The sequence below is a fragment of the Streptomyces sp. NPDC096310 genome (genome assembly GCF_044763125.1).
Lineage (GTDB): Bacteria > Actinomycetota > Actinomycetes > Streptomycetales > Streptomycetaceae > Streptomyces.
This window is the reverse complement of sequence record NZ_JBIWFO010000042.1, coordinates 1-12733: the sequence shown is the minus strand read 5'-3', so window position 1 is coordinate 12733 and position 12733 is coordinate 1. Positions and strand designations below refer to the sequence as shown.

The 12733-nt window shown below is 69.0% G+C and carries 14 protein-coding genes; 7 read left to right on the top strand and 7 right to left on the bottom strand.

Translation table 11 applies throughout. The annotated features are described in order from the left end of the window. Positions 1 to 29 precede the first annotated feature (29 nt). Positions 30 to 998 (bottom strand): hypothetical protein, encoded by a 969-nt coding sequence (locus tag ACIQ7D_RS36130; RefSeq protein WP_403945292.1) that lies wholly within the window; start codon positions 996 to 998, stop codon positions 30 to 32. Between the two features lie 152 nt (positions 999 to 1150). On the opposite strand from ACIQ7D_RS36130, the gene ACIQ7D_RS36125 reads away from it, so the two are divergent. The 4 genes from ACIQ7D_RS36125 to glmM all read left to right on the top strand — a co-directional run bounded on the left by ACIQ7D_RS36125 (position 1151) and on the right by glmM (position 5739). After that, positions 1151 to 2797 carry an ABC-F family ATP-binding cassette domain-containing protein gene (locus ACIQ7D_RS36125; protein ID WP_403945291.1) on the top strand — a complete coding sequence of 549 codons (1647 nt, stop codon included), beginning with the start codon at positions 1151 to 1153 and terminating at the stop codon, positions 2795 to 2797. Positions 2798 to 3094: 297 nt separating this feature from the next. Then, positions 3095 to 3538, top strand: a complete 444-nt coding sequence (gene rplM, locus ACIQ7D_RS36120) for a 50S ribosomal protein L13 (protein ID WP_365636707.1) — start codon at positions 3095 to 3097, stop codon at positions 3536 to 3538. Between the two features lie 42 nt (positions 3539 to 3580). Then, entirely contained in the window at positions 3581 to 4114 is a 534-nt protein-coding gene (gene rpsI, locus ACIQ7D_RS36115) for a 30S ribosomal protein S9 (RefSeq protein ID WP_403945289.1), read from the top strand. A 266-nt stretch (positions 4115 to 4380) separates the two neighbouring features. Further along, positions 4381 to 5739 (top strand): phosphoglucosamine mutase, encoded by a 1359-nt coding sequence (glmM, locus tag ACIQ7D_RS36110; RefSeq protein WP_403945288.1) that lies wholly within the window; start codon positions 4381 to 4383, stop codon positions 5737 to 5739. A gap of 337 nt (positions 5740 to 6076) precedes the next feature. On the opposite strand, the gene ACIQ7D_RS36105 is transcribed toward glmM, so the two are convergent. Next, on the bottom strand, positions 6077 to 6502 hold the full coding sequence (locus tag ACIQ7D_RS36105; protein WP_403945287.1) for a hypothetical protein: 426 nt from the start codon (positions 6500 to 6502) through the stop codon (positions 6077 to 6079). A gap of 99 nt (positions 6503 to 6601) precedes the next feature. Between ACIQ7D_RS36105 and sigJ the strand changes: the two genes are divergently transcribed. Further along, the gene (gene sigJ / locus ACIQ7D_RS36100; protein ID WP_403945285.1) at positions 6602 to 7531 is read left to right on the top strand and encodes an RNA polymerase sigma factor SigJ; all 930 of its coding nucleotides are present in this window, start codon (positions 6602 to 6604) and stop codon (positions 7529 to 7531) included. Between the two features lie 134 nt (positions 7532 to 7665). On the opposite strand, the gene ACIQ7D_RS36095 is transcribed toward sigJ, so the two are convergent. Then, positions 7666 to 8154 carry an ATP-binding protein gene (locus ACIQ7D_RS36095; protein ID WP_403945284.1) on the bottom strand — a complete coding sequence of 163 codons (489 nt, stop codon included), beginning with the start codon at positions 8152 to 8154 and terminating at the stop codon, positions 7666 to 7668. A 294-nt stretch (positions 8155 to 8448) separates the two neighbouring features. On the opposite strand from ACIQ7D_RS36095, the gene ACIQ7D_RS36090 reads away from it, so the two are divergent. Together ACIQ7D_RS36090 and ACIQ7D_RS36085 are read left to right on the top strand one after the other, a co-directional pair. Next, entirely contained in the window at positions 8449 to 9279 is an 831-nt protein-coding gene (locus ACIQ7D_RS36090; RefSeq protein ID WP_403945282.1) for a helix-turn-helix domain-containing protein, read from the top strand. A 3-nt stretch (positions 9280 to 9282) separates the two neighbouring features. Further along, positions 9283 to 9498, top strand: coding sequence for a DUF397 domain-containing protein (locus ACIQ7D_RS36085; protein WP_403945280.1), 216 nt, complete (start codon positions 9283 to 9285; stop codon positions 9496 to 9498). Between the two features lie 42 nt (positions 9499 to 9540). Here the strand turns inward: ACIQ7D_RS36085 and ACIQ7D_RS36080 are convergent, their stop codons facing one another. The 4 genes from ACIQ7D_RS36080 to ACIQ7D_RS36065 all read right to left on the bottom strand — a co-directional run bounded on the left by ACIQ7D_RS36080 (position 9541) and on the right by ACIQ7D_RS36065 (position 12615). After that, entirely contained in the window at positions 9541 to 10116 is a 576-nt protein-coding gene (locus ACIQ7D_RS36080; RefSeq protein WP_403945278.1) for a hypothetical protein, read from the bottom strand. Continuing rightward, entirely contained in the window at positions 10113 to 11366 is a 1254-nt protein-coding gene (locus tag ACIQ7D_RS36075) for a hypothetical protein (RefSeq protein WP_403945276.1), read from the bottom strand. Before ACIQ7D_RS36075 ends, ACIQ7D_RS36080 begins: the two co-directional genes overlap by 4 nt. Next, positions 11363 to 12109: an ABC transporter ATP-binding protein gene (locus tag ACIQ7D_RS36070; protein WP_403945274.1), complete on the bottom strand. Its 747-nt coding sequence runs from the start codon at positions 12107 to 12109 to the stop codon at positions 11363 to 11365. Before ACIQ7D_RS36070 ends, ACIQ7D_RS36075 begins: the two co-directional genes overlap by 4 nt. A 74-nt stretch (positions 12110 to 12183) precedes the next feature. Continuing rightward, on the bottom strand, positions 12184 to 12615 hold the full coding sequence (locus tag ACIQ7D_RS36065) for a hypothetical protein (RefSeq protein WP_403945272.1): 432 nt from the start codon (positions 12613 to 12615) through the stop codon (positions 12184 to 12186). Positions 12616 to 12733: the final 118 nt, after the last annotated feature.

The window sequence follows — 12733 nt, the reverse complement described above, 5'->3', positions numbered from 1 at the left end:
CCCAGGTGAACGCGGAAGCGGCTAAGGGGTTACGGGGCCACGGGCTCGGTGGCCGCCGCCGACGCCTGCGCCTGGCCCCGGCCGAGGATCTGGCGGAAGGTGAACTCGGCGAGGTCGTCGCCGATCGCGTAGACGTCCTTGTCGCTCTTGACGACGTTCTTGCCGCTGGTGAAGCCGCCGACGGTGAAGTAGACGTACCGGCCGTACGAGTTGGTGGTCTTGCGGCAGACCGAGGGCGCCCGGCAGAAGGTGTCGACCCCGCCGCCGGAGAGCGAGGCGATGCCGCCCTGCGCCTGGTCCTTGGCCTTCAGCGCCTGGGCCTCCCGCTCGAAGACGGCGACGCCGACCGTGACGGCCACCCCGTCCTTGTGGTACGTGGCGCGGATGACCTGGTCGCAACTGTTCGAGGCGAGGACGGAGCCCAGCGCGCCCTGGGTGGCGGCGGCGCAGTTGGTGGTGGAGGTCGTGGCGCTCTTGAGATAGACGCGGTCGCCCATCGTCAGCTTCTTGCCGGGGAACAGGGTGTCCTCGCCGAGCGGGGCCTTGTCCTTGTCGGCGCTGGATATGAAGTCCTTCGGGTCCGGCGGCGGCAGCGGCGCCGCTGACGGGAAGGAGGGGGCGGGCTCGCCGTTCTGGTTCGGCAGATCGGCGGAGGAGGTGGGGAGTTGGCCCGCCGCGTTCTCCGTACCGCGGTCCGCGCCGCCGGTGCCGTTCATGGAGACGACCGCCGTCGCGACGATCGCGGCGACGGCGCCCGTGGCGAGCACGCCGCCGCCGACCAGCAGCCAGCGCTTGCGCCGGGTGCGGGCGGCGGACGCGTCGGCCAGCGCCGCCCAGTCGGGTGTCTGTGTGCCGTACGGGTCCGATGCCGGCGGGTCGTACGGGTCCTGGGATCCGTAACCGCCCTGCGACTGCCGTGCCCCGTACGGATCGTGGTCCGGTGAACCGGGGCCGCCCCACGAAGGGCCCTGCCCCCCCTGCCCATGCCCAAAGCTCATGTCGCGCAGTTTAAGCCCCACCAGGCCTCGCGCGCGCGTGCGTCCTGCCCCGCGCACCCGGCCGGGAAACGGGCCCGGTGGGAGGGGTGGGACGGGTGAGGTGGAAGGGGGCACGGAAACCGGTTTGGGTCCTGGCCCCGCCTGCGCCGACAATGCGGAGCATGGGACATGTAGAGGCCGCGCACCTGGAGTACTACCTCCCCGACGGGCGGGTGCTGCTCGCCGACGCCTCGTTCCGCGTCGCGGAAGGCGCCGTCGTCGCCCTCGTGGGGGCGAACGGCGCGGGCAAGACGACACTGCTGCGGATGATCGCGGGGGAGTTGCAGCCGCACGCCGGAACGGTGACCGTGAGCGGCGGGCTCGGGGTGATGTCCCAGTTCGTCGGCTCGCAACGGGACGACGGATCGGGGAGCGACGAGCGTACGGTGCGCGACCTGCTGGTCTCGGTCGCGCAGCCGCGGATCCGGGAGGCCGCCGAGGCCGTGGACCGGGCCGAGCACGCGATCATGACGGTCGACGACGAGGCCGCGCAGATGACGTACGCGCAGGCGCTCAGCGACTGGGCGGAGGCGCGCGGCTACGAGGCCGAGACGCTCTGGGACATCTGTACGACGGCGGCGCTCGGCATCCCGTACGACAAGGCCCAGTTCCGCGCCCTGCGCACGCTCAGCGGCGGCGAGCAGAAGCGGCTGGTGCTGGAGGCGCTGCTGCGCGGCCCCGACGAGGTGCTGCTGCTGGACGAGCCGGACAACTATCTGGACGTGCCGGGCAAGCGCTGGCTGGAGGAGAAGCTGAAGGAGACCCGTAAGACGGTCCTCTTCATCTCCCACGACCGGGAGCTGCTGGCCACGGCGGCCGAGAAGATCGTCAGCGTGGAGCCGGGGCCCGCCGGCTCCGACGTGTGGGTGCACGGCGCCGGATTCGGCACTTACCACGAGGCGCGGCGGGAGCGGTTCGCGCGGTTCGAGGAGCTGAAGCGGCGCTGGGAGGAGAAGCACGCGCAGCTCAAGCGGCTGGTGATCAATCTGCGGCAGGCGGCCTCGGTCAGCCACGAGATGGCGTCCCGGTACGCGGCGGCGCAGACCCGGCTGCGGAAGTTCGAGGAGGCCGGGCCGCCGCCCGAGCCGCCGCGCGAGCAGGAGATCACGATGCGGCTGCGCGGTGGCCGTACCGGCGTACGGGCCGTGACCTGCAAGGATCTGGAGCTGACTGGCCTGATGAAGCCGTTCTCGCTGGAGATCTTCTACGGTGAGCGGGTGGCCGTCCTCGGCTCGAACGGCTCCGGCAAGTCGCACTTCCTGCGGCTGCTGGCCGGCGAGGACGTCCGGCACGGCGGCGAGTGGAAACTCGGCGCGCGGGTGGTGCCGGGGCACTTCGCGCAGACGCATGCCCACCCGGAGCTGCGGGGACGCACGCTCGTCGACATCCTCTGGACGGAGCACGCGAAGGACCGGGGCGGCGCGATGAGCGTGCTGCGCCGGTACGAGCTGGAGCGCCAGGGCGACCAGCCCTTCGACAAGCTCTCCGGCGGCCAGCAGGCGCGCTTCCAGATCCTGCTGCTGGAGCTGGCGGGGACGACGGCGCTGCTGCTGGACGAGCCGACGGACAACCTGGACCTGGAGTCGGCGGAGGCGCTCCAGGAGGGCCTTGAGGCGTACGACGGGACGGTGCTGGCGGTGACGCACGACCGCTGGTTCGCTCGTTCGTTCGACCGCTATCTGGTCTTCGGCTCGGACGGGGTCGTACGGGAGACGCCGGAGCCGGTGTGGGACGAGCGCAGGGTGGTGCGGGCACGGTGACGCGCGGGCCGGTCGCGCCGTGTGCGCCGGTGCGTGTGGGGGTGCGGACCTCGTTTTGACCCGTACGGGGCGGCGGCGGTATTCTGCTGGTTCGTTATGCGTATTGGCTTGGTCGTTCTCACGCGAGGGGCCCTTACGCCGGTTCACCGGGCCGATGGACAGCGGTAGGTGCACGGGTTGCGTCCCCGTCGCACCACCAGGGCTGTCGTGATCGTCCGGGTGGCCTTGTCAGGACCCGTCCCACAACCCTCGCGGGCTGCGGGAACCTCATCACTGAAGAAGCGAAGGCATACGACCGTGCGTACGTACAGCCCCAAGCCCGGCGATGTGACGCGCCAGTGGCACATCATCGACGCGCAGGACATCGTCCTGGGCCGTCTGGCGACCACCGCCGCCAACCTTCTGCGCGGCAAGCACAAGCCGATCTACGCGCCGCACGTTGACACCGGTGACTTCGTCATCATCATCAACGCGGACAAGGTGCACCTGTCCGGCAACAAGAAGACCCAGAAGATGGCGTACCGCCACTCCGGTTACCCGGGTGGTCTGCGTTCCGTCCGCTACGACGAGCTGATGGCGAAGAACCCCGAGAAGGCCGTCGAGAAGGCCATCAAGGGCATGATCCCCAAGAACTCCCTGGGCCGTCAGATGATCTCGAAGCTGAAGGTCTACTCGGGCGACCAGCACCCGCACGCTGCCCAGCAGCCGGTGCCGTTCGAGATCACCCAGGTCGCGCAGTAGTTCCGGCCACCCCCTAAGACGAAAAGAAATCTGAGGAGCATCGTGGCCGAGACCACTGCAGAGACCCCCGTCGAAGGCGCCGAGGTCGAAGAGACCTTCGACGCCGTGACGACCTTCGAGTCGGAGGTCCCCGTCGAGGGTGAGTACACCACTGAGTCGACGGACCTCGCGGGCCGCTTCGGCGACCCGCAGCCGGCGGCCGGCCTGGGCCGTCGCAAGAACGCCATCGCCCGCGTCCGGATCGTCCCGGGCACCGGCAAGTGGAAGATCAACGGTCGCACCCTTGAGGAGTACTTCCCCAACAAGGTGCACCAGCAGGCTGTCAACGAGCCCTTCAAGGTGCTTGAGCTGGACAACCGCTACGACGTCATCGCCCGGATCTCCGGTGGCGGCGTCTCCGGCCAGGCCGGCGCCCTGCGCCTCGGTGTGGCCCGCTCGCTGAACGAGGCGGACGTGGACAACAACCGCGCCACGCTGAAGAAGGCCGGCTTCCTGAGCCGCGACGACCGTGCGGTCGAGCGCAAGAAGGCCGGTCTCAAGAAGGCCCGCAAGGCGCCGCAGTACAGCAAGCGCTAAAGCGCACCCGGCCGGCTCAGGCTTTCACAGCCTTTCGGCCTACCGTTCGCCCCGGCGGCACTCCGTGCCGCCGGGGCGTTCGTTTATCGCGAGCCTCGGGCGTATAACAGCATTCAGGGTGCACGAGAGTGCAGCCGATGCTCAATGGCCTTACCTGTATGTGCAGGGCTTCGCATTTTCGGATCAATTTCGGAGCGCTTTGGTTTTCGGCGCACTTTCGTCAGGGGCGGCACCGGCGCCGCTCCGGCGTTCTCGGAGGGAGAGCTGTGGGACGACTCTTCGGTACGGATGGCGTGCGCGGTGTCGCCAACGCCGATCTGACGGCCGAGCTGGCGCTCGGCCTGTCGGTCGCGGCGGCGCACGTGCTCGGTGAGGTGGGGACCTTCGAGGGGCACCGGCCCACGGCCGTGGTCGGCCGTGACCCCCGCGCCTCGGGCGAGTTCCTGGAGGCCGCCGTGGTGGCGGGTCTCGCGAGCGCGGGCGTGGACGTCCTGCGCGTCGGTGTGCTGCCCACCCCCGCGGTGGCGTATCTCACCGGTGTGCTGGGCGCCGACCTCGGCGTGATGCTCTCCGCGAGTCACAACGCCATGCCCGACAACGGCATCAAGTTCTTCGCCCGGGGCGGGCACAAGCTCGCCGACGAGCTGGAGGACCGTATCGAGACGGTGTACGAGCAGCACAGCACCGGCGAGCCGTGGGCGCGGCCGACCGGAGCCGGTGTCGGTCGGGTCCGCTCGTACGACGAAGGTTTCGATCAGTACGTGGCACACCTGATCGGCATCCTGCCCAACCGGCTCGACGGCCTCAAGGTCGTCCTGGACGAGGCGCACGGCGCGGCGGCCCGGGTCTCGCCCGAGGCGTTCGCCCGCGCGGGCGCCGAGGTCATCACCATCGGCGCGGAGCCGGACGGCCTGAACATCAACGACGGCTGCGGCTCCACCCACCTCGGGCTGCTGAAGGCGGCGGTCGTCGAGCACGGCGCGGACTTCGGCATCGCCCACGACGGCGACGCGGACCGCTGCCTCGCCGTGGACGGGACCGGCCACGAGGTCGACGGCGACCAGATCCTCGCCGTACTGGCCCTCGCGATGCGCGAGGCGGGCACCCTGCGCGGCGACGCCGTGGTCGGTACGGTCATGTCGAACCTGGGCTTCAAGATGGCCATGGAGCGCGAGGGCATCCGGCTGGTCGAGACGGCTGTCGGTGACCGCTACGTCCTGGAGTCCATGAAGGAGCACGGCTACGCCCTCGGTGGCGAGCAGTCGGGGCATGTCATCGTCCTCGACCACGCCACCACCGGCGACGGCACCCTGACCGGCCTCATGCTGGCGGCCCGTGTCGCCGCGACCGGCCGCACACTGGCCGATCTGGCGGGCGTCATGCGGCGGCTGCCGCAGGTGCTGATCAACGTGCCCGACGTCGACAAGGCCCGGGTGCGGACCTCCGCGGAACTGGCCTCGGCGGTCTCGGAGGCCGAACGCGACCTGGGCTCCACGGGCCGCGTCCTGCTCCGCCCCTCGGGCACGGAACCGCTGGTACGCGTCATGGTCGAGGCCGCCGACATCGAACAGGCCCGCGCGGTAGCGGGACGCCTGGCGGACGCGGTGAAGTCGGCACTGGGCTGACGGGCTGACGGGCTGGGGTGGTCACTGTCCGGTGGTGGGTGCGGGTTCGGGCGGTGGCCTGTCGGGGTGGGCCGGGGTTGTCCTGCGTCGGGCGGGGGCGGTGCTCAGAGGGGGGTGCGTGGACCGAAAGTCCCGGATAGGGGAGCTTTCGGTCCGCACGAGTGGAACGACGGGCGCCCAACCCCCTGCCAGGTGGGGCAAAGTGGGGCATAGTGCATGCTTTTGGGTGGGGAAGCGCTGATCGGGACTCCCGGCACCCACCCCACCCGACAGGCCACCGCCTGAACCCGCACCCACCCCACCCGACAGTGACCAACGCGGCATAAAGCCCCGGTCCTCACCTGCTGTGCCCAGGCCGAGGCTCAGGCCCACGCCCCGGCCCACCCGCAGCCCGGACCGGCCGCATCAGCGCCAGCGCCAGCACGCTCAGGCCGAACATCAGGACGCCCAGGGGGAGATGGACCGACGGTACGTGCGCGATGCCGAGTGCGACCTGTGCCGAGGCGAGGGCGAGGAAGCCGGTTGCGTGCCACACGGGCCGGGGTGAGCCGCCGCCCGGTTTCCACGCCAGCACCGCCGCGAGCACGTACAGCATCGACGCCCCGTACATCACGCGGGCTCCGACACTGTGCAGCGTCTCTCCGTAGGACGAGCTCAGCAGCAGCCCGGCGGAGACCGCTTGAAGGAAGATGGTCAGGGTCTGGAGGGCGATCGCGATCTCCAGAAACGAGAAGCGGTGCTGTGCCGTCGCCTGGGTTGCCATGCCACGGTCCCCTTTTCCGCCCGGGGGCAGTAGATCGGTAAGGTCTCACCAGCCCGACGACGCGGGCCCGCGAAAGGTAAGGCGAGGAGGCGGTCGGGCATGGGCACGGCGGGGGCGGGCGCCGACGATATGGCCGGCGAGCGGCGCCAACTGATCAATGTCGCCTACCGGTTGCTCGGTTCGCTGGCCGAGTCCGAGGACGCCGTACAGGAGGCCTACGCGCGCTGGTACGCGCTGCCGCGAGACCGGCGGGACGGGATCGCGTCCCCCGGCGCCTGGCTCACGACGGTGACCGGCCGGATCTGCCTGGACGTGCTCGGCTCGGCGCGGGCGCGGCGTGAACGGTACGTCGGGGCGTGGCTGCCCGATCCGCTGCCCGCCCGCGCCGAACGGCACCTCGGCCACGGCCCTGGCGCCGCACCCACTGCCCCCGGCGACCCCGCCGACCAGATGGTCCTGGACGAATCGGTGACCATGGCCTTCCTCGTCGTCCTGGAGTCGATGACCCCGGCCGAGCGGGTGGCGTTCGTCCTGCACGACGTCTTCCGGTACCCCTTCGCCGAGATCGCCGGCATCCTCGGCCGTACCCCCGCCGCCTGCAAGCAGCTCGCGGCCTCCGCCCGGCGCCGGGCGCGCGGAGCGCGGCCCCCGGTGACGACGGCCGGGCAGGCCGACGCGGTACGGCGGGTCAAGGAGGCATGGGAGGCCAAGGACATCGCGGCCCTGGTCGACCTCCTCGACCCGGCCGCCGTGATGACCGCAGACGGCGGCGGCCTGGTCGGAACCGTCCCGCGCCCGATCGAAGGCGGTGCGCGCATCGCCCAGTACCTGGTGGCCATCGCGGGCCGGGCTCCCGGGCTCGAACTCCTGGAACGCTCGGTCAACGGTTCGCCGGGCCTGGTGGCCCGGCAGGCCGGCGCCGTCATGACCGTGGCCTCGTTCGAGGTCGCGGACGGCCGCGTCACCCGGATCTGGGCGGTCCGCAACCCGGAGAAGCTGCGCCCGTGGACACAGGACGGGGCCGTCTGACGCTGCCCCGGGCGCCGGGCGAAAATCCGTACCGTACCCCAGGGCCGCGAGGAGAGCGGCAGTCGTCAGGCAGGTCAGTGCCGCGTCCAGCAGCACCTGGCGGCGGCTGGGCGGGCCGCTGCCCCGGCACGGCCTCACGGGGCGGCGTCCGTCTCCGGGCAGAGCTCGACCCACACCTGCTTGCCCCACCGCAGGAGTTCCGTTCCCCACCGGTCGGCCAGCGCCTCGGCCACGACGAGACCGCGCCCGTCCTCCGCGCAGTCGTCGGCGGGCCGGGGCGCGGGCGGCGTACGGGACTTGTCCACGACGGCCACCCGGACCCGCCTCGGCTCGGGCAGCGAGACCAGCACCCGTACCAGCCGACTCCCGCTGTGCCGTACGGAGTTGCCGATCAGCTCCGAGACGACGAGCGCGGCGGCGTCCGCGACCCCGGGCAGCCCCCACGCGGTGCACGCGGCCCCGACCAGGAGCCTGGCCCGGCGCGCGGACTCGGGGGCGCAGGGCATGGTCTGGCTGTACGCGGGATGCCCGAGGGGGGAGGGGAGTACGGGCCGGGGCTCCAGGTCGGTCTTTATGCGCGGGGGGCGAACGGGGCGGGCGGGGTTGCTGGGGGGAAGAGGCATGAGGGTCTCCCGGCGGTGGTCCTGTTGCTTGGGCGCAGGTCCCCGACGGGGTAACTCGCGCACCGATTACCGCTGGTGATGAGTCGGTAACTCGCCCCAGCGTGAGCTCTGGGGCTTGTAATCGGCAACCAGAAGTGGGTACCCCACATGAATTGGTATATGTGATCGAACGCGCTCAAGCCTGTGCATGGAGGACATGAGACGTCAGACTCGCAACAGGCGCCGCGATGCGGCAGGCTCTCTCACCACGGAGGTACACACGTGGCTGCTCCGACGGGACCCACGGTCCGACGCATGCAACTCGGATGGGAGTTGCGGCACTTGCGGGACAAGGCTGGATTCACCCTTGCTCAGGCCGTGGACGGGTTGACGTTCTCGCCCTCGAAGTTGCAGCGCGTGGAGAACGGACTGACCGGTCTGCCGAAGGTCCAGGACCTCAAGGACCTGCTCGACCGGTACGGCGTGACGGACGAGGAAGACGTGGAATTCCTGGTGAAGGTCCACCGCGACTCGGTCAACCGAGGATGGTGGTCCGTCTACCGCAGCGTTCTGCCGTCAGGCATGGGGATGTACATCGGTCTGGAGAGCGGGGCTCGCCGGATGCGTACGTGGCAACCGTACGTAGTCTTCGGCTTGTTGCAGACCGAACGGTACGCACGTGAGATGTTCCAGACCGCCAAGCCGGTCGAGGAGACGACGACCGAGTTCGTGGAACGTCACATCCAACTCCGAATGGAGCGGAAAGGGGCTCTGACCCGGAGGGAGGACCCCTTGGAACTGTGGGCCATCCTCGACGAGGGGGCGCTCCGAAGGGTTGTCGGCGATCCGGACGTGATGCGAGAGCAGTTCGAGGAGATCACCTCGCTCGCGCGTCGCGACAACGTGACGGTTCAGATCCTTCCTCTGGGCACGGCCACGTACCGGAGCAGCTTCAACTTCAACCTGCTGGAGTTCGAAGCACCGCTTCCGGTGGTCGTTCAGGTCGACGCGGCCGATGGATCGAACATCAGTGACAAGGACACCACCGCGTGGTCCTTCTCCCGGAGGTTCGACGCGCTGCGGGCAGGCGCCCTCGCCCCGAGCGAGACGCCCAATTTCCTGCAACAACTAGCACGAGAGATCTGACTCATGCCCGATCGCATAGAGACCCAGGCCGCCCCCGAATCGGCCTGGTTCACGTCTTCGTACAGCGCGGAGAACGGCACCGCCTGCGTCGAGGTCGCTCACCTCGCCCCCACCCACCAGGTAGGCGTCCGCGACTCCAAGGACAAGACCGGCCCCGCGCTCGTCGTGCCCGTCGCAGCCTGGGCTCGGTTCGTCGCGGGGGCGCGGTCGGGTCTGTGAGCGGGGGGCGCGCTGCCCCGATCAGAGATCCGGATCGGCGTGTCAGCGGGTGGCTGAAGTCCGTGAGAACGTCAGCGGGAGTGCTAGCGCGAACAGGGCGATCGCCACTAGCCATGCGGCCACGCTGCCGGAGGGGTAGAGCGCAACGGCCCACCACGTATGGGTCGCGTAGCCATCGGGGTTGTAGGCGCGTCCGAGGATAAGGTTGATGATGAGGAGCATTAGCCCTGACGCTGCCGCCGTGGCTTCGTTGGCGAGGCGGCGTGTTACCAGCGCGAGGGCCAGAAGCAGTGTGACATTGCGGGCGATGTCCATTCCCACCATTGTTCCGGCCACATGCGTGAGGAGCACTGCGAAGATAATGGCGCCTTGGTCGAACCGACCGACGGGGAGGACCGCTGTGGTCTCTGCCTCACGCAATTGCCGGTCCAAGCAGTACACGACGGCAATGACGATCAACACGGGAGTGAAGTAGGCCAGTTGGGCGCTGCCCATGCCGCTTGTCAGGCTCGGAACAGGGACCTCGCTCGCCCCCACCGTCCAGCACACCACGATGAGCAGTGCGAGCGCTGCCGGGACGGCCCACCAACGGCGCACAGTGATTGCGTAGCGGTTCATGAGATGGCCTTGTTGCAGTGCTCCTGGCTCACGGCCGCCTTGGTGAACCAGTCGGCCTGTTCTCCGGTGGGAAGCTGGCGGATTTTCTTGAGTTCCACCCATTCGGTATCCGGCACCGCTGCCTTTATCGCCTGTTCCTCCACTCCGACCACGAGGGCTGCCCAGGCAGCGGCAGGGGAGCCCGGCTGTCGGCAGTCGTCCACGCCAGCTAGCGCGGCTGTTCCGGTCACCGCCGACTCCGCGAGGTCCGCGGTGTACTGGGTAGAGTCCTGGCCGCCGCGAAGCGGAGGCAACGACCAGTACAACGGCCATATGCCTGGCTTGAGCGGAACTTTTGCCGAGGTGATGCGCAGTTCTTTCGGGGTGGCTATGCCGGCAACCTTCAGTTTCTTGATCGGGGCGAGGGCATCTCGCCGCAACTGCTCGGCGTAGGGCTCGTACTCCGGTGGGACGCACACCATCGGCTCCTGTCCGGTACAGCTAAGGGCTACACCACGTACTTCTGTCGGGTGCTGGTAACCCCAGCCGACCACCAATGCGCGGCCGGTGGTGAAGGTGGCTGCTGCCACAGCGAAGGCAAGAGCCACTGCCCAGGCACGTCGGCGCGTTCGGGCCAATATCCAGAACGCCATGGCCAGGCCGGTGACGACACCCCACGGTGCTGCGTACACCGCTGGCGTGCGCACGTCGGTCACGGTCGAGAGCCCGTCGATGAAGCCGCCCAGGTGACGCACCCAGGTGTTGGCGGTCGCGTGCGGCATGGACAGCCACGCCCAGCAACCAATTCCGACAGCGGGTGCCGCGATGCTCCTCGGCAGGAGCAGACCGAGGCTCCAGCCGATGACCAGCCATCCGAAGGGAAGCGCGATCAAGTGCGCCACACCGAGCCATCCTGCGCCCCCGGGCAGCACGCCCACCGCATGGTAGGCCGCGACGAGAGACCCGATGACAAGGACGAACTGCAGAATCAGGACAGGGGCCGCAGCCCACAAAAGCTGCCTTACCGCGCTGCGTTGGCTTGTAGCGGTCAAAGCGCCCAGTAGGCGGTGGCGGCCGGCTTCCCACGCGGCGGCTCCGGCCACTGCCGGAGCGATGACCGCGATGGCATAGGCGGCGAGCTCACCTGACTGCACCCCGTACTTCGAGGGTGCGGTGTAGGTGGCGTCGTCAATGTACAGCCCTGCGTACACCAGTACGGGAAGTACCAGCCAGGGTGCCGCAGAGGCGCGGAGGTTGGCCCAGATGATCATTCGGCTGCCTCCAGGAGCGAGGCGTAGGCGCTCTCCAGGCGTCGGCCCGGCGCACACCCCGGGGTGGCGTGGCCGGCGAACTCCTCAACCGTTCCCCTGAACCTCGGTTTCCCCGATTCGAGGACCACGACCTCGTCGAAAGACTCGTCGAGGTCGCCGATGTCGTGAGTGGAGACGATGACATGGACTCTGCCGCGCAAGGAGACCAAGAGGTCGAGGAACCGCCGCCTCTGATGCGGGTCGAGACCGACGGTCGGCTCGTCGAGAAGCAGCACTTCGGCATCGTGTACGAGCGCTTGGGCGATGGCGATCCGTTGTTGTTGGCCGCCGGACAATGTCTTGATCTTGTTGTTGATCTTTTCGGTGAGGCCGACCCGATCGATCGCCCCCGGCGCGGCGCGCCAGGCGTCACGCTCCCGCATCCCCTTGAGCCAGCCCACATACGCTACATGCTCTCTGCACGTCAGCCCTGGAAGGAACCCGGGACGCTGTGGCAACCAGGAAACCTTGCTCCGGTAGGCGCGCGTCTGTTTGCGGTTGGCCGGATCGAGTTCCCCGTATCGGACGCTTCCCGAGTGTGACATTGAGGCGCTGGCACCGACGGACAGCAGGGTGCTCTTGCCCGCGCCGTTGGGGCCGAGCAGGACGGTGTGACCGGGTGAGAACGCGAGATCGAGCCGGTCGAGAACCGGGCGTGATCTGCGGCCGTATCGGAAGGTGCATGACTGGTAGTGCAGCGGCACGGGGGCTACCTCATGGGTGAAAAAGGGGCCCCCGGGGGGCGTTCCCGCAACGGAGAGCCCCCGGGGGGAAGTGCTCAGTACGTTACGGTCAACGAATCGACCCAGACGCGCAGGCCCGAGGCGCCGTAGTTGACGGCGAAGTAGTAGTCGCCCGAACCGTGGTCGGACCAGTTGCCCGTCGAGGTGGCGGAACTGCCCGTGAAGCAGTTCGTGAAGGCGGCCGTCGTGTAGGACGGGTCCGGCCCGAGAGTGTCCTTGCGCAGGGTGACGTTGGCGACTCGGTTGCTGCCGTCATCGGAGCATCCGGTGAACTTTATGTTGGTGGAACCACCGGAGTCGTACCAGCGACGGGACTCGAAGCCCGGGCCGGCGCCGGACAGCGAGCTGGACCAGCTTGCCGCCTGGGCGGGCGTAGCGAGAACGCCGAGTACAAATGCGGCACCGAGTGCAATGGTGCCTATGCGGCGGCCGGGCTCGCGCAGGGCAGTCAGACGCGTGGATCTCATCTGTCTTCTCCTTGAGTTGGCTTAGAAGTCATCTCATTTGGTGAGTCTGCGGTAGCAGATGAGGGTGCAGGCGATGCTGGTGAAGGCCAGAAAGTGGTCGGCCTTGCGTTCGTAGCGG